The following is a 16121-nucleotide window of genomic DNA, read 5'->3' on the forward strand; positions in this document are numbered from 1 at the left end:
TATGTCTACTTCGAAAACAGACCCTACCCCGGTTATCAGCGCTAAACGCACTATTTCCAGCATCTGGATATTGCCACTGATCGCTCTGCTTCTGGGCGGCTGGATGATCTATCAGGATTGGGCTAACCGTGGTCAGTTGGTAAGCATTACCTTTATTACTGCTGATGGCATAGAAGCAGGTAAGACCAAGATTAAGGTTAGAAGTGTAGAGGTAGGCAAGGTCGAATCAGTCCAACTAAATTACGCCGATGGCAACGTTTTAGTTAAAGCACGGATCGAGCCCGAAGCTGAAGCACTCCTTCTAAATAACACCCGCTTTTGGGTGGTTCGCCCCCGTGTAGGCACTGGTGGCGTGAGTGGCCTAGGTACATTGCTATCGGGCGCTTATATAGAGATGAGCCCCGGTGAAGGTAAACAGAAAACAACGAAGTACACAGGTTTAGAAGAGCCGCCTGTCACCTCAGCATCAGAGCCAGGCTTAAGACTGCAACTGATCAGCGATAATGCTCACTCGCTCAGCGTGGGTGATACGGTGATCTACCGTGGTTTCCCGGTCGGTCGTATTGAGCAACTAACCTTCGACACTCAAGCTAAGCAAGCGGTATACGATCTATTTATCCAAGCACCTTATGATCAACTCGTAACAACAGATAGTCGTTTCTGGAATATGAGCGGTATCAACCTCAATCTCTCGGCTGATGGCGTGAATGTGCAAACCGGCACTTTGGATACCCTTCTAGCAGGTGGAGTGACATTTGATGTAATTGATGGCGATAGCAAAGGCCAAGCAGCTGCTGATGGTGATCGTTATCAACTTTATCCTGACTTCGAGAGCGTCAAAGAGCAACCTTATGCCTTTTACAATGAATACCTACTGTTGTTCGATCAAACAGTCCGTGGCTTAGTTCCCGGTGCACCGGTTGAATTTCGCGGAGTACGTATAGGTACAGTTGAACGTATTCCTTTCCAGATCTCTGAAATAACGGGTGAATCGGACCCGCGTATTCCGGTGATTATTCGTCTAGAACCGGGACGTTTAGGTTATGACGATGACGAAGACGTATTACATAATGCTCATGAAAAACTGCGTTTTTGGATACAACAAGGTATGCGCGCTAGCCTCAAATCCGGCAATCTAATTACGGGCAGTCTATTTGTCGATTTCGACCTTTACCCCGAAGAGCAAACAGCGAACCTTATCGAGTTTGATGGCTACCCTGTGATTCCAACCGTATCAGGTGGCTTTGCACAATTAGAGAACAAACTCAGCGCAGTACTCAGCAAGATCGAACAGTTGCAGGTTGAACCACTCATCTCTCAACTAGATTCAACGCTGAACACCTCTGAAAAAGCGATTAAACAACTGAATGGTACTTTGAAAGAGATTGAAGCTTTGGTGCGTAATAACAACACCCAAGCCCTACCAGAAGAGTTAAAAGCGACATTAAAAGAAGTTCGCTTAGCTGCAAAAGGGATCGCCCCACAAAGCGAGCTCTACCAAGAGATGAACCGCTCATTAGATACGCTGCAGCAAACGCTAAAACAGCTTCAACCGGTACTCAAAACACTGGATGAAAAACCTAATGCGCTTATTTTTGATGCTCCCAAAAGCGCGGACCCAATCCCAGGAGGCCAACCTAATGAATAAAACTATGCACCTTTTTGGCTGCCTGATTATGCTGGGTGTTTTAGGTGGTTGCGTATCCCAAGGCCGCAATCCACAGAGTCAGTACTATCTTCTTAGCAGCGATAGTCAGAGTTATGTAAAAGAAACCTACCAACAAGTGATTGGGATTAAGCCGGTTAAAGTGGCCCCATATATCAATACACCGGGGATTGCTCTGCTCACTCGCGAAAACCATATTCGTATTGCTAATCAACACCTTTGGGCGGAACAACCCGATCAAGCGATTACCCGCGTATTACACAACGAACTTGATCAACAGCTAAGTAACAGTCGTGTTGACGATGGTTCCCTCGGCCGCAACAGTGATTGGAACTACAGCATTGCCACCCAAATAGATCAGTTTCATGGCACAGAAAGCGGTGAAGCAGTCTTAAGCGGGCACTGGCAAATCAAACAAGATGAGCAAGTAATCAGCACTTATCGCTTTAATCTAAAGCAGCCGCTGGAAAAACCCGGTTATAGCGCGTTGGTCAGAGAGCTACAGAATTTATTGTCGAACCTTGCTGAACAGCAAGCCGCTTATTTACAGCAGCATCTAGCAAAGCGTTAGTCGATAAAATGACAGGTTTAAATAATCTCGACATAAATTATGAATAAGCTTCACAACACGGGAACCAATTCTCAGCTATAATGACTAACTCTGTACGTAGTTTGCTTTAAGAGCATTTGTTTTAAGAACATCTGTTTCAAGAACACAGAAATTTGGTCAGCATTATGGAAAACAACATTTCAGCCTTAGGCACTGCACAATCGCTTATCTCCCCAAGAGGAGCAGGCCCAGAATCTACTGCTCAATCAGCGGGTAACGGTTTAGCCGTGAATGCTCCGCTAGGTACTGAGCCGGGTGGTCAGGTGCAACTTAATCAAGACTTGCCACAAACAAGCCAAGTCCAAAATGTTGATAACGGCCTAGAAACACGAACGAATCGTGCGAATAATGCCGAACCTGCTATTGACCAAGCAGCGCAACAGCAACAGATCGAAAATTTCTTAGCAGAACAAACCGGTGAAGATGTTGAGAGTTTCCGAGGCATCGATATTCAGTCTGCGCTAGACCTGCAAGAAGGCCTACGTAATCGTCCAGCTGACAACGCAGAACCTGAATTTTCAGCAGCGCCAGCTGCAAATTCACCAGAACCTCAAGATGCTAATGAGCAGCAAGATCAGGAACTACAACAGCGCCTTCAAGCTCGACTAGCCGATCAGATTCCAAATGATCCAGGTACTGAATTTCCACAGCTAATTGAGACCGTGGCTTAAAGTCACAAAACGATTCTCAGATATTAAAAAAGCAGCCTCATTAGGCTGCTTTTTTAATATCTAATATTGTGAGAATTAACTAACTTTCTGAAACCACACAATCACGACCAGACTCTTTCGCTTCATAAAGGAATTGGTCTGCGCGGTTTAAGACAGAGGCCATACTCTCTTCATGCCCACGCTCTGCAAGACCCACACTAATGGTCAGGTCTATTTCGTGAGCAAACTCTAAACTATTAATTTCAGCACGTAATCGCTCAGCAAGAAAACGCACAGGCTCCATTTCGCTCGCCAGAGTGAGAATTACGAACTCCTCACCACCATAGCGAACAGCTAGATCTTCAGGCCGAGTGTTCTGCAACAAAACTTGCCCAACAGCATGAAGAACGTCATCTCCAAAGCGATGACCATAGTTATCGTTAAGCTTCTTAAAATGATCGATATCTAAGAACATGACATACAAATGTTGATGCCTATTGCGCTTATCTTGGCTTAAATAACTACCTTCGGTTTCGTTTAAATAGCGGCGACTATAGAGGCCAGTTAAAGGATCTTTAATTGCAAGATCACGAATAAGCGTAGTACTCCGTTTCGCCCACAATACCGATACAATTGCCATCACTAAAAAAGCAGCAACGATTAGTTCGATTGATTGGATAAATAAGCGATTGTTCTTAGCTTCAACCTCATCCAGATAAACGCCTGTACCAATAACCCAATCCCAGGGCTCAAACAGAGCAACATAGGAAACCTTGTGAAAAACTTCCTGCTCCACACCGGGTTTAGTCCAATAATAATCGACCCAGCCGCCCCCCTTATGTGCTTCGCGAACAAACTCAGTAAACAACTGAAGACCGTTGATATCCTGCACCTTCGCCAGATTGATCCCCATTAAGTCCGGACGCTCAGGGTGCATAACCATATTCGCATGACTGTCATTCACCCAGTAATAACCATCGTGGAAACTACGAGAGGATTTCAATGCGTAAAGTGCTAGTTTTTGAGCTTCCGACTCCGTCATTTCAGAGGTCTGACTCAACTTATAGAACCCCTCTATCATAGAGACAGCAGAGGTCGTTAAGTCTCGACTCTCCTGCTTTTTCTCTTCATAGAAGGTATCACTGAAGGCGCTATAGAAAAGATAAAAGAGCAACAACATGCTGATTAAGCTCAATACGCTCATCAAGCCGAACTGCTGCCCAATATTGGAACTTCTGTAACCTTTCACTGCTTTACGTCCAATACAGTCAAAGTCCTTTTACTACTATCCTACCCTCAGTTTAATCTCAGCAAAAAAAATGTATTTGACCAGCATCAATAAAGCAAACTCAAAACCGACCAAAAAGTCTGTAAAAGCCCACTCACATCTGGCCGGTAACGAGTTCAATTTCAAAGTTCAGCAGCCAACCGCGTTCCCTGATTTATGGCACGCTTCGCATCTAATTCTGACGCCACATCAGCACCACCAATCAGGTGGACAGGCTTGTTACCAATCTGATCCGCAAGTTCGCGACATGGCTCCTGCCCTGCACAAATAATAACGTTATCAACCTCTAGCAGCTGCGCTTCACCATCCACCAGCACATGCAAACCGGCATCATCAATTTTTTGGTATTCGCACTTATTCAACATACGCACACCTTTTTTAGCCAGATCCGCTCGGTGAATCCACCCCGTGGTTTTACCAAGGCCGGCACCCACCTTAGCTTTTTTACGCTGCAGCAGGTACACCTCTCGGGCTGCAGGTTCAAAACTTGGCTTCATACCCTTAATACCGCCACGGGCATTAAGGTCCATATCTACACCCCATTCCTGCATAAAGGCGGTGATATTTTGGCTGGTCGATTCGCCCTGATGAATAAGATACTCAGATATATCAAAGCCAATACCGCCGGCACCAATTACAGCAACCTTTTGACCAACTTCAGCACCTCTCATCACATCGAGATAAGAGAGAACTTTAGCGTGTTCGACACCTTCTAATTCAGGTGTACGCGGCGAGATACCTGTCGCCAATACGACTTCATCGAAGTCACCTTCTGACAACATCGCCGAATCAACGCGTGTATTGAGTTTGAGTTCAACGCCAGTAATCTCGACCTGTCTAGCAAAGTATCTCAGAGTCTCATAAAACTCCTCTTTACCCGGAATGCGCTTGGCGATATTAAACTGCCCACCGACTTCAGAACTGGCATCAAACAACGTTACTTGGTGACCACGCTTAGCTGCTGTCGTAGAAAAGGCTAGGCCTGCAGGGCCTGCACCCACCACAGCCAGTTTTTTAGGCTTTTCTGTAGGGGTAATCACGAGTTCGGTTTCATGACAAGCACGCGGGTTAACTAAACAGCTGGTCAACTTGCCAACAAAAACATGATCTAAGCACGCTTGGTTACAACCAATGCAGGTATTAATCTCATCTGCGCGATCCTGCTCAGCCTTAACAACAAACTCTGGATCAGCTAAGAAGGGACGTGCCATAGAGACCATATCGGCATCCCCTCTCGCTAGCACGTCCTCAGCAACATCCGGCATATTGATTCGGTTTGAAGTGATCACTGGCACAGTTAACGCTTCACGAACTTTCGCTGTTACCCAAGTAAACGCGGCACGTGGCACCTTGGTTGCGATGGTTGGGATACGCGCTTCATGCCAGCCAATACCGGTGTTGATGATAGTCGCGCCAGCTTCTTCGATCGCTTTACCTAAAGCGATGATCTCATCATAGCTACTGCCATCTTCCACTAAATCCAGCATCGATAAGCGATAGATAATAATAAAATCTGTACCTACGGCTTCACGAACACGACGAACAACTTCCAGTGGAAAACGGATACGTTGCTCGTACTCACCACCCCACTCATCATCACGTTTATTAGTTCTGCTGGCGATAAACTGATTCAGTAGATACCCTTCTGAACCCATGATCTCTACGCCGTCATAACCGGCTTCTTTGGCAAGCGATGCACAGCGCACAAAATCCTGAATCTGACTTTCGATATCAGATTCACTTAACTCTTTTGGCGGGAAAGGATTGATCGGTGCTTGAATAGCCGAAGGCGCAACCGGTTGCGGGTTATAAGCATAGCGGCCTGTATGTAGAATCTGCATACAGATTTTACCGTCTTCCTTATGTACCGCATCAGTTACCAGACGGTGGTTATCCACATCCTCTGCCGTAGCCAACTGCGCAGCATGACCATGAACTGCGCCCTCTTTGTTCGGACCAATACCACCGGTCACGATCAAAGCGACACCACCGCGAGCACGCTCTGCATAAAAAGCAGCCATGCGTTCAAAACCGTTTGGTGCTTCTTCCAAACCTAAGTGCATAGATCCCATCAGCACGCGGTTTTTTAAAGTGGTAAAGCCTAAATCCAGTGGCTTTAATAGATGTGGATAAGGAGTTGTACTCATGGTCTTTTTACTCTTGTCGTAAGGGCAAACTAAAGTGCCCATCTATTATTCTTATCTTTATTATTTGCCGCTAAACGGCTCCGCTATTTTTCGCAGCGGCTTATATTCCGGTGCCTTTCCAGACATCTTGGCACTGAAGGTTTGCATCATATCCTCTGGTTGAAACATACCTGCTTGCCAAGTCGCCATATAACTCAGGCTGTCTTGTACGCTATGATCCCGGGCATAGTTGATCATCTGCTTACACCCGGTTACCGCTAAAGGCGACTGCGACGCGATCTGAGCGGCAATATCCATCACATCATCAAGCATAGCCTCTTGAGTCGGGTAAACACGGTTCACAAACCCTACTTTTAACGCCTCATCAGCGCTCAATTTACGAGCGGTATAAGCCAACTCTCGCGCTAGGCCTGAAGGGATTAATTGAGGCAGACGCTGCAATGTACCCAGATCTGCAGTCATGCCTAATTCGGTTTCTTTAACAGTAAAATAAGCCTCGGCGGTGCAGTAACGCATATCTGTCGCGCAAACCAGATCTAAAGCGCCGCCAATACAACCGCCCTGTACAGCACTGATCACCGGCATGCGGATCTCTTCCAGCAGGTTAAAACAGGTTTGTAGTTGCATCACCAAACGACGAACCGCTTCGGCACGTCGACCTGCTTCACCGTTAAACATCTGCGGATCAGGTTGAGTAAAGATCTCTAGATCCATACCTGCAGAAAAGTGCTTTCCCTGGGAAGAGATAACTAAGACTCTCGCCTCAGCTTCAGTATCCAGTGCTCTTAATGCTTCTGGAAACTCCTGCCAAAAAGCTTTATTCATGGCATTACAAGCGTCAGGACGATTTAGCTGGAGGTGCGCAATCTGCTGATCAACCTGTAATAAAAAGGTCTGGTAACTCATACATCGCTCTTATTTTTATGAATGAAAAATGATCTAGAAACCAAACTAGACACCGTCAAGATAAAAATAAGATAGCGCACCAATTTTGACACTGTCAAGATTGATTGCTAAATTCCTCAGCTATGACGAATTCAAAGAAGAACTATCACCACGGTGATTTAAGAGATTCACTGCTGAAAGCTGCGACCGATCTGATCGCTGAAGGCGGTGTGGATAACCTATCTATTCGCAAACTGGCGGATAAAGTCGGCGTGTCTCGTACAGCACCTTACCACCACTTTAAAGACAAAAATGAGCTACTTTGTGCCATTGCTGCACAAGGATTCCACCAACAAGATCAGTTAGTTAAGTCGGTCACTGAGTGCAAAAAAGATTTAGCTACAGTTGAGCTGTTTGAGCATTACGTTCTCACCTATATCCGCTTTGCTGATGAAGAACGAGAAACCTACGATCTTATGTACGGTCGCGAAATTTGGAAAACAGGTGAGCCTACACCTGAGTTACAAACCATTTCCAAAAACAGTTTTCATATTTGGCTGGATTGGGTGAAAGAGCTGCAACAACAAAACCTGTTTGACCCTGAACAACCGAGTTTACGCATCGCTCAATCGAGCTGGGCCGCACTCCATGGTCTATGTCGATTGTTTAATGATGGCATCTACATCAATCGTGAAGATATCAACGATATCGCTAAAAACACGGTCCGCATGATGATCAATCACCCTAAGTAGGCTTAGAATTATGACCACTATCCAATTTAGTCACGCTAATGGTTTCCCAGGCAGCAGCTACCAATATTTATTTAACCAGCTGCCAGAATACTCTGTGACCTATATCGAAAAAATGGGCCATGGTGACTACCCACTAGATGGTGATCTAACCAACTATGCCAAAGAGCTGATTGCAGATATTGAGCAAAATCAAGCTACAGCTGTCATCGGTATGGGGCATTCTGCTGGCGCTGTGGTCACCTTAATTGCCGCAGGACTCAGACCCGAGCTGTTTAAACAGGTGATATTGTTTGATCCCGTACTATTTAACGGCCGCAAACGTTACCTGATAAAGCTGATCAAAAAGATGGGCTTGATAGACAAAGTATCTCCGGCACAGCGAGCTGCTAAACGTCGATCAAAATTTGAGAGCCGTGAACAGGCACGAGAATACTTCAGCCAGAAAAAGCTTTTCAGAACATTCCATCCCGCATGCTTTGATGACTACATCACTCATGGTCTAACAGAGACCAACAATGGTGTGGAACTAAGTATCTCTCCAGAGATTGAAGCCGATATATTCCGCAATGTTCTACTCAATGCCCCCAAGTGGCTAAAACAGGTTTCGGGCACGGTTATCTACGGTGAGCAAAGCGATCTGTTTGGCGCAGGTGACATTAAATGGTGGCAACGCAACTTCCCCAATATGGAGTTAGTCAGTTTTAACGGTGGTCATCTGTTCCCATTTGAGTATCCCGATGAAACTGTAGAGTTATTAAGGCCCTTATTAGCTAGGTAAACTTAACCAGAAAGAAGCTAAGGTTGCTTGACCAAGTTAAGGTATACTGCAGGTAGATTAAACGCCCAGAAAAGAGCCTATTGATGCCAGAGACAGATGTTTTTTTCTCTACCGCCGATGTCACTGATGTTGCACAGAAGCTGCAACAAGTGACGGCTGAATATGAAGCGCTCTTTGGCAATCTAAGTAAGCAGATTTTTAGCTCTATTGAGAACTTAGATAATCCATCTGATGAGGTTGCTGTCACTCTGCAGTATGTAAATGATGCCAGCCAAGCATTTCGTCAAAACTTTGGTGACAATTCTAAGATAGCGTGCAGCAAAGGCTGCCATCATTGTTGCCACTTCCCTATTCAAGTACCACAGCAAACCATCAGCGATATTAATCACCATCTACAAAGCACGCTAGCACCTGCTGAACTGACAGAACTAACAGATAAACTCGAGCAAAATATCGCTGCACGACAAGCGCCTTTATTCAGAGCCCCTTGTCCCTTTTTAGATAAGGAAAATGCTTGCTCTATCTATCACCATCGTCCGCTTTCTTGTCGCTGGTTTAGCTCACCAGATGCTCATGTTTGCGAACTTTCAGTACAAGATGGCCGCGATATACAACAACACCCTGTGCAATCACGCATCTATCAAGCAGCTTCCGATGCACTCCTAGCTAAACAGAAAAAACTGACAGGTTCTGACCAGCAGTTGCCGTTTATTCCAGCCCTCTTAGAAGCGCTTCAGTCAATAAAATAAACGCTCTCAAAAGCCTCTTTCAACTTGCGAAAAAGCCTATAACCGTAGTTTCTCTAGCAAGACTTTAGCCCTGCGACAGTTTGCCTCAGCGACAATTGGTCACATTCTCAAGACGCTTAGCCATCGTTACCATGCGCCAAAATTTTTAGCGTTTGGACAGGGTTATGAAGTCACAATCACTCTCTATCAAGTTCCCCCTTAATACTCTAGCGGCTGCAGTCATTGCTGCTAGCATTCCGCAGACGGTGTTTGCTGCAGATGAAGTCGCTTCAACTATGGTTGTGACTGCAAGCCGTGTAGATGAAGAGAGTAACTCACTACCTGTCAGCGTGAGCGCAGTTGATGACAAACAATTGCAACTAGATCAAGGTGCGCATATTCAAGACAGCACTCGAATGATGGCGGGTGTAACTATTAACCAGCTATCTGGCAGTTCATCACATAACACCGGTATCCGTATGCCATTAAATTACGATGGCTATTACCTGTTCCTGCAAGACAGCATCCCTCTGCAATCCAGCGCATTCTTCAACCATAACGGTCTACGTTGGTCTAGCTTCAATACCAGTGCAGATCAGATCGAAGTACTCAAAGGTGCCGGTACCACCCTGTACGGCTCGGGTGCAGTCGCAGCAACGATCAACGTATTAAGTGCAGAACCGACCTTCACACCCAAAGGCCACGTAAGCGTACTGGCAGGTGAAGATGATTACGCACAGATTAAAGTACAACACAGTGACAAAATTGCTGAAGACCAAGCATTTCTCATCTCAGCATCAGCTTTCCAAGATAACGGCTGGCGTGATCATACTGCTCGAGACCGCCAAGAGATTTTGGCAAAACACATTTGGGAAATAGATGAAGATACGGAACTAAAAACACAGTTCCAAGTCTCAACGATGACCGATGAGATGGCGTCCTCCCTAGATGCAGAAGAACTTGCAAAAGACCGTACTCAATCCGGTTTGAGCGATGCTGTTAAGGCTATTAACCCTGAACGAGACAGTGATTTTGCTCGCCTGAGCTTTGAGCTAACTCACGCGCTAAATGATCAATTAACGCTGAGTTTTATCCCTTACGCTCGCTATAACTCTAATGATTACATTGCGACTTGGCGTTCATATACGCCTAAGACTGACAGCAACGTTACTAGTTTTGGCCTGTTAGCTAAAGGTAACTGGGCGCACGACAATGGCAACGAAACGATCTTTGGTGTGGATCTGGAACACTCTGAGTCGGAAACAATCAGCTACCAGCCAATTGATATTACCGTCTCAGGCGGTTGGGGGCCTCCAGTAAGCTACACTGCTGACTTTGAATACCGCGATCAGGATATTACCTATAAAAATGTCTCTCCATATATTCAACATAACTTAATGCTGGGTGATGCTCTGACGGTACAAGCGGGTTTACGTTACGACTATAACCAGTACGAATTAGACAACCATCTAGCCGAAACCGATGACGATGGTTTCGGTAACCGCCAACTAGCTGACCGTAAAGATAAATTTACCAGCCTGAATCCAAAGCTAGGCTTCCATTACGCACTGAATGATAACAGCGGTTTCTATGGCCGCGTTGCCCAAGCGAACCGCCTACCAACAGCCTCTACAATGTATAACCTTAAGAGTGGTGATAGTGCTTCACTTGTTGGTGGTGTTAAAGAGGAAACATCAACAACCGTCGAGCTAGGCTACCGCTTACAACGCGAGAATCTATCTCTTTCAGCTTCGATCTATCGTATGACGATCGACGATGCCATCGTATCAGCGGATGACAACAACGGAGATTCCTACCGCACCAATGCCGGCGAAACTCGTCATCAAGGTATCGAACTTGAACTTGGTTATGTTTTCTCGCCTTCATGGTCCACCAAACTAGCACTTAGCCACTCCAAGCATGAGTTTATCGACTATGTAAACGACGGCACTGACTACTCTGGCAACGAGATCATGCGTGCTCCACGCAATAAGGTCGGCGTAACTGTTAACTGGACTCCCGTATCTGTTCCGGGGTTAGTAACTCAACTACAAGCCGACCATATTGGTTCCTATTGGAAAGACGATGCTAACTCCCTAAAAGCGCCTAGCTACACCCTGTTCAACCTGAAAGGTCAGTACGAACTAACACAAGAGCTGATGCTATTTGGGCGTGTGGATAACCTATTTGATCGCCAATACAACTACCAAACTGAATTTAGCTGGGGCAGCGAGAGCTTCTACCCTGGTGCAGGCCGCACCCTTAAAGCCGGCCTGAAATATAACTGGTAGAGCTCACTGATATGAAAGCAAAACTTTACCTTTGGCACCGGCGGCTTGCGCTGCTGGTGCTCGTGCCCTTACTACTGTTTGGGCTAAGTGGTCTTCTTCATCCGGTAATGCGTTTAACTGCTCCGGAGACGGCGCAGCATTTTTATCCACAACCGCAATGGACAGCCAATCTACCCAGCATTGAAACCCTAATAGAAGAGTCTCAGCTGACGACAGTTGCAGGGCTCCGCCCCGTTCAGGTTGATCAAAACTGGTATATTCAGAGTTGGGAAAAACGTTCTGAGCCATCACAGTTTTTAACCCTGAATGCTAAACCAGCTCAGGAGATAGAATTAGCCTACGCAGAACAGTTAGCGCGCCATTACAGTGGAGAAAATACTGCTGGAATAAAACAGATCAAATTGATCTCGGAATTTAGTCACCAATACCCAGCAATCAACAGATTGTTACCTGTATGGGAAGTGACGTTCGAGCGGGATGATAACTTAAGTGTATTTGTGGATATCCGTCAGGACCGCCTTGCGACAATTACGGATGATTCTCGTCGTTTGTTTATGACCTTGTTCCACTTTTTACATGTATGGGCCTTTATCGATCAGGAAAACCCACTTAGAACAGCTCTGTTTATCAGCATGATGTTGATCTCAACCTTCATCGGTATCAGTGGCCTCTACCTGTTTGCAGTCTTACCACTAAAACAGCGTAAAAATGCTCAACTAAAGAAGATCCATGCTTGGACCGGTGTAGGGATTTCCGCTGCTCTCTTAATGTTTGTATTCAGTGGCATGGTTAGAACTATAGAGAAACTAGAGCCCGAAATACGAGGGGTTCCTCTCGATCAATCACTCGCGCTTTCAGACATTAGTTTTGGCTTAGCTCAAATACAGGCTCAATACCCTAACAGCAGTAATACACAACTTCATGAACTGGAAGGGCGTGCTGTATGGCAACTTCAGCAACCGAGGCAACCCAGTCTGTGGTTAGATGCACAATCAGGCGAACAGCTACCCGAAGGACCATTCGACTTCGCAAAACAACTCGTATCTAACACCCAAGGGCAGCAGCCAGAAGTGATAGATCAGCGTCTTATTAATAGCTTCAAAGAGGACCATAGCTATGGGTTTATTGATAAACGCCTGCCAGTGGTCGCTATAGATTATGCCGATAAGACTTATTACGTCGATACTCGAGATGCTGTGCTTTCTGTCAAAGTAGATAACGCAGATAAGGTGTACAGCTGGATCTTTAGCTATCTACATAAATGGCATTTTGCAGATGGTCTAGGCCGGGATGGCAGAGATGGAGTTATAAGCCTGTTTATCTTGGCAATTTCTGGCACATCGCTGTTAGGCCTTTACACGTGGCTAAAAGCTCGCCGTAAACGTAAGCAAACGAAGAAACAACGTATTCGTTGCACGGAAGTGGCTTAACTAAGTTCCATCAGAAAATAAAAAACGGGCCTTTAAGGCCCGTTTTTTATTACGCTGAAACTTTATCTTTTTGAAACTGAACCTGTATGACCAAAGCCAAAGTCATGGTAAGGATCAGCGATAAAACGATGGTAGCCGCCGCAGGAAGGTCAAACGACCAAGCCAACAACAAACCCACCACAAAGCCAACTACACCAACAAGGTAAGCCCAGCCGACAGATTTACCTCTTACTTGTGCTGCAAGCGCCGGTGCAATCAAGCAAGCAAATACCAGATAGATGCCCGCTTTCATAACCGACAATGTAATCGTCACAGCAAAAGCGATGTAGAAGAATCGCTCTAAACTCTGAGGCCTGAATAACGCCAGCAGTTGAATGAAGATAGCCATCACACCGAGAGGCACCAGATCAGCCCAAGTAAGCCAGAGAACATCGCCACTTAACGTACGCGTTAATGCCTGACCTCCTTGGGGCTGGCCTGCCACCACCAACACCAACAATGATGCGGAAGCCACATAGATCAAACCGATAAAAGCCTCACGCCAGTCTGGCAGATTTCGGTTGATCCAAGCCACCAATGCAACACCCAGAAGGGAAAAAAGTACTGCCATCAATGTTGATATTAGAGCTCCATGATCATGATCGATATCATGAAAGTGCCACTGCGTGGCTAAGATAGTGCCAAGTGCGGCTAACTGCGCAATGGCAAGGTCAATAAAAACAATCCCTCGTTTTAAGACCTGTCGCCCCAAAGGGACATGGCTAGCCAAAATCAGCAAACCAGCCACCAAAGCTGGCAATCCTATACTCAGTGCCTGCATTACTTCTGCACCGTTAATTGCTGCAGCAGATGATCAAACAGTTTAGTCAGATCAGACACTTCGCCTTTAAGATCTACTGTCGCTGGCAAATTCGCATGCGCCATACCCGTTTGCTCGGATAACCAACGCGCACCTTTATCGTTCTGGTACCAGTTGCTGATCACAAACTGCGGACGCTTCTGTTCGACAGTAGATACCAACGATTGCAGATGCGACATCGTTGGCGGCACACCCGGATTAGGCTCAAGGTCTGCAACAACCTTAATATCAGCCCAATTCAGCAAGTAGCTAAAGCTCGTATGCTGAACAACGACCGGCATACCTTTTAATGGCTCAGCCATGGCTTTCCAACGAACGAGGTTTTCCTGCCAACGCACTTGCCAAGCTTCCAACGCCTGTTGGTACGATTCTTTGTTATCAGGGTCAATCTGCTGTAAGCGATTACTGATAACTGGTGCTAGCTGTTGAACTCGTTCGGGGTCCAAATGAAAGTGAGGGTTACCTTCGGGATGAACATGCTCAGTACTAAAAAACTCTTTTTCGTGTTTTTCAATCGTCTCTACATGTTCAGACAGGTAGAGCATGCCTACGGCACCGTCCGCTACTTTGCGGTTAGACGCACGTTTTTGTAGCGCCGGCATCCAGCCCTCTTCCAAGCTCGCACCACTACAGATAGCGATATCAGCTCTTGCCAACTTGGCAATTAGGCTAGGTCTCGCCTCGATATAATGCGGATCCTGATAGACATGAGTCGCGCTAAAGACTTTTGCCTCCGGCGCGAGTTGACGGCTTAACGCCGCCCACTCAGGCTCGCAGGCAAAAATCGTAAGCGCTTGCGCAGGGGTAACAACAGCTAACAGCGCAACCGCTGCAATTAGCTTAGAAGCTGTGTGCAGCATGCGCGCCAAATCCTACTTGGTATTGAAGTGTGATCGCGTTGTCTTCACCTTCCATGTTGTCAGCATCTTGGTGACGGTATTCAAGGCGTACTTTCTGAGTATGTGTTGGAGACCAGCTAACCATCACTGCAGTTTCTTTCAGCTCAGAATCTTCCCACTCATGTTCGCCATCGTGTTCATGCTCATGTGCAAGATCCACTTGACCGTGACGGATACCAGCCGCCCAGTTCTCATCAAACTGATAAACACCGGATAGGTACCAACCACTGAAGTCGTTTACTTCTGCACCATATAAATCATCTACATAGGCGTATTCAGCTGCAATTTTTAGCTGCTCTTGGCGGTTGTTACCGTTAGGCGACCATTTCCAAACTAGGTCCGCAATGTAAAGGTGTTCACCTTGATACTCTGCACCATGGGAATGAGCGTGGCCTTCGTGATCGTGATCATGCTCTTCTTCATGGTCGTGATCTTCTTCCTCTTCGTGGTGTCCAGCTTCCTGAGTACGGTTACGCATGTAACTTATACCGGCCTGCCAGCTTGAGTTGTTACCGAAGTCATCACCAAACTCAGTAGACAGCGTCCAAGTACCGATAGTGTTAACTGATTTTTCTTCGCCTAACTCATCACCGCCAAATGCAGCTGCGCTTACACGCCAGTAACGATCTGTTGGGACAATCCAGCTCGCAGATACACCGTCATCGTAGTAGTGACCGCCAAGGAACGCTTTGTACATGAGAGGACGCTCGCTGAAGCTATCAGAGTGGCTATGGTTAGCATTCAGGTAACCAATATCCGCCAAAAAACGGCCTGCTGTCAGGCTGATACCCGGTAGCGAAGTACTTTGGATGTATAGCTCTTCAAGCTCAAGATCAGACTCTTCTTCATTCCACTCAGCAATCCAAGTCATTTGCGCTTTAGCAACATCACCAATATCTTGGCTCAAGCTAAGTTCACTGTGACTCAAACCAAAACCTTCAGTACGACCATTCAACGCCGTATCATCGGATTTGTGATAGACATCTAGAATGACACCAACTTCCAGCGCATGGCCCACTGAAGCCTGCATAGATAGCGCCGCCACAGCAAAAGCGAGTGCTTGTTTTTTCATTTTATACCTCAAAATATTATAATATATCATAACAAACAGACGTAACTGCTCGTTATGTTTCAAATT

General features: G+C 46.1%; 14 protein-coding genes. 8 read left to right on the forward strand and 6 right to left on the reverse strand.

The window, feature by feature from the left end; all coding sequences use genetic code 11:
* Position 1: 1 nt before the first annotated feature.
* The 3 genes from pqiB (at position 2) to ACMXYN_RS14730 (ending at position 2947) form a co-directional block, all read left to right on the forward strand.
* On the forward strand, positions 2 to 1648 hold the full coding sequence (gene pqiB, locus ACMXYN_RS14720; protein ID WP_415892476.1) for an intermembrane transport protein PqiB: 1647 nt from the start codon (positions 2 to 4) through the stop codon (positions 1646 to 1648).
* Entirely contained in the window at positions 1641 to 2237 is a 597-nt protein-coding gene (locus ACMXYN_RS14725; RefSeq protein ID WP_415892478.1) for a membrane integrity-associated transporter subunit PqiC, read from the forward strand. The genes pqiB and ACMXYN_RS14725 overlap by 8 nt, the downstream gene beginning before the upstream one ends.
* A 164-nt stretch (positions 2238 to 2401) precedes the next feature.
* On the forward strand, positions 2402 to 2947 hold the full coding sequence (locus ACMXYN_RS14730) for a hypothetical protein (RefSeq protein ID WP_415892479.1): 546 nt from the start codon (positions 2402 to 2404) through the stop codon (positions 2945 to 2947).
* Positions 2948 to 3026: 79 nt separating this feature from the next.
* On the opposite strand, the gene ACMXYN_RS14735 is transcribed toward ACMXYN_RS14730, so the two are convergent.
* The 3 genes from ACMXYN_RS14735 to ACMXYN_RS14745 all read right to left on the reverse strand — a co-directional run bounded on the left by ACMXYN_RS14735 (position 3027) and on the right by ACMXYN_RS14745 (position 7267).
* Positions 3027 to 4175 carry a diguanylate cyclase gene (locus tag ACMXYN_RS14735; RefSeq protein ID WP_415892480.1) on the reverse strand — a complete coding sequence of 383 codons (1149 nt, stop codon included), beginning with the start codon at positions 4173 to 4175 and terminating at the stop codon, positions 3027 to 3029.
* Between the two features lie 161 nt (positions 4176 to 4336).
* Positions 4337 to 6361, reverse strand: a complete 2025-nt coding sequence (locus ACMXYN_RS14740) for an FAD-dependent oxidoreductase (RefSeq protein WP_415894504.1) — start codon at positions 6359 to 6361, stop codon at positions 4337 to 4339.
* Between the two features lie 60 nt (positions 6362 to 6421).
* Positions 6422 to 7267: a crotonase/enoyl-CoA hydratase family protein gene (locus ACMXYN_RS14745; RefSeq protein WP_415892481.1), complete on the reverse strand. Its 846-nt coding sequence runs from the start codon at positions 7265 to 7267 to the stop codon at positions 6422 to 6424.
* Positions 7268 to 7389: 122 nt separating this feature from the next.
* Here ACMXYN_RS14745 and ACMXYN_RS14750 point away from each other — a divergent pair, with 122 nt between their 5' ends.
* The 5 genes from ACMXYN_RS14750 to ACMXYN_RS14770 all read left to right on the forward strand — a co-directional run bounded on the left by ACMXYN_RS14750 (position 7390) and on the right by ACMXYN_RS14770 (position 13225).
* Positions 7390 to 7998: a TetR/AcrR family transcriptional regulator gene (locus ACMXYN_RS14750; protein ID WP_415892482.1), complete on the forward strand. Its 609-nt coding sequence runs from the start codon at positions 7390 to 7392 to the stop codon at positions 7996 to 7998.
* 10 nt (positions 7999 to 8008) lie between these two features.
* A complete protein-coding gene (locus tag ACMXYN_RS14755; protein WP_415892483.1) occupies positions 8009 to 8776 on the forward strand; it encodes an alpha/beta fold hydrolase in 768 nt (255 codons plus the stop codon).
* An 83-nt stretch (positions 8777 to 8859) separates the two neighbouring features.
* Positions 8860 to 9525 carry a YkgJ family cysteine cluster protein gene (locus tag ACMXYN_RS14760; protein ID WP_415892485.1) on the forward strand — a complete coding sequence of 222 codons (666 nt, stop codon included), beginning with the start codon at positions 8860 to 8862 and terminating at the stop codon, positions 9523 to 9525.
* A 164-nt stretch (positions 9526 to 9689) separates the two neighbouring features.
* Positions 9690 to 11795, forward strand: coding sequence for a TonB-dependent receptor (locus tag ACMXYN_RS14765; RefSeq protein WP_415892486.1), 2106 nt, complete (start codon positions 9690 to 9692; stop codon positions 11793 to 11795).
* A gap of 62 nt (positions 11796 to 11857) precedes the next feature.
* Positions 11858 to 13225, forward strand: a complete 1368-nt coding sequence (locus tag ACMXYN_RS14770; RefSeq protein ID WP_415892487.1) for a PepSY domain-containing protein — start codon at positions 11858 to 11860, stop codon at positions 13223 to 13225.
* A 49-nt stretch (positions 13226 to 13274) separates the two neighbouring features.
* Here ACMXYN_RS14770 and ACMXYN_RS14775 read toward each other — a convergent pair whose 3' ends face one another.
* The 3 genes from ACMXYN_RS14775 to ACMXYN_RS14785 are packed head-to-tail and all read right to left on the reverse strand — an operon-like array spanning position 13275 to position 16055.
* Positions 13275 to 14045 carry a metal ABC transporter permease gene (locus tag ACMXYN_RS14775; RefSeq protein ID WP_415892489.1) on the reverse strand — a complete coding sequence of 257 codons (771 nt, stop codon included), beginning with the start codon at positions 14043 to 14045 and terminating at the stop codon, positions 13275 to 13277.
* Positions 14045 to 14944: a metal ABC transporter substrate-binding protein gene (locus ACMXYN_RS14780; RefSeq protein WP_415892491.1), complete on the reverse strand. Its 900-nt coding sequence runs from the start codon at positions 14942 to 14944 to the stop codon at positions 14045 to 14047. Before ACMXYN_RS14780 ends, ACMXYN_RS14775 begins: the two co-directional genes overlap by 1 nt.
* Positions 14925 to 16055, reverse strand: coding sequence for a hypothetical protein (locus tag ACMXYN_RS14785; protein ID WP_415892492.1), 1131 nt, complete (start codon positions 16053 to 16055; stop codon positions 14925 to 14927). The genes ACMXYN_RS14780 and ACMXYN_RS14785 overlap by 20 nt, the downstream gene beginning before the upstream one ends.
* Between the last annotated feature and the right edge of the window lie 66 nt (positions 16056 to 16121).

Source organism: Neptuniibacter sp. PT8_73 (assembly GCF_047778045.1).
GTDB lineage: Bacteria > Pseudomonadota > Gammaproteobacteria > Pseudomonadales > Balneatricaceae > Neptuniibacter.

What these genes read in the sequence shown, in the direction of transcription:
- ACMXYN_RS14765 (WP_415892486.1), top strand. Translation starts at nt 9,690, where the DNA reads ATGAAGTCACAATCACTCTCTATCAAGTTCCCCCTTAATACTCTAGCG.
- ACMXYN_RS14760 (WP_415892485.1), top strand. Translation starts at nt 8,860, where the DNA reads ATGCCAGAGACAGATGTTTTTTTCTCTACCGCCGATGTCACTGATGTT.
- ACMXYN_RS14775 (WP_415892489.1), bottom strand. Translation starts at nt 14,045, where the DNA reads ATGCAGGCACTGAGTATAGGATTGCCAGCTTTGGTGGCTGGTTTGCTG.
- ACMXYN_RS14780 (WP_415892491.1), bottom strand. Translation starts at nt 14,944, where the DNA reads ATGCTGCACACAGCTTCTAAGCTAATTGCAGCGGTTGCGCTGTTAGCT.
- ACMXYN_RS14740 (WP_415894504.1), bottom strand. Translation starts at nt 6,361, where the DNA reads ATGAGTACAACTCCTTATCCACATCTATTAAAGCCACTGGATTTAGGC.
- ACMXYN_RS14755 (WP_415892483.1), top strand. Translation starts at nt 8,009, where the DNA reads ATGACCACTATCCAATTTAGTCACGCTAATGGTTTCCCAGGCAGCAGC.
- ACMXYN_RS14725 (WP_415892478.1), top strand. Translation starts at nt 1,641, where the DNA reads ATGAATAAAACTATGCACCTTTTTGGCTGCCTGATTATGCTGGGTGTT.
- ACMXYN_RS14745 (WP_415892481.1), bottom strand. Translation starts at nt 7,267, where the DNA reads ATGAGTTACCAGACCTTTTTATTACAGGTTGATCAGCAGATTGCGCAC.
- ACMXYN_RS14730 (WP_415892479.1), top strand. Translation starts at nt 2,402, where the DNA reads ATGGAAAACAACATTTCAGCCTTAGGCACTGCACAATCGCTTATCTCC.
- ACMXYN_RS14785 (WP_415892492.1), bottom strand. Translation starts at nt 16,055, where the DNA reads ATGAAAAAACAAGCACTCGCTTTTGCTGTGGCGGCGCTATCTATGCAG.
- pqiB (WP_415892476.1), top strand. Translation starts at nt 2, where the DNA reads ATGTCTACTTCGAAAACAGACCCTACCCCGGTTATCAGCGCTAAACGC.
- ACMXYN_RS14750 (WP_415892482.1), top strand. Translation starts at nt 7,390, where the DNA reads ATGACGAATTCAAAGAAGAACTATCACCACGGTGATTTAAGAGATTCA.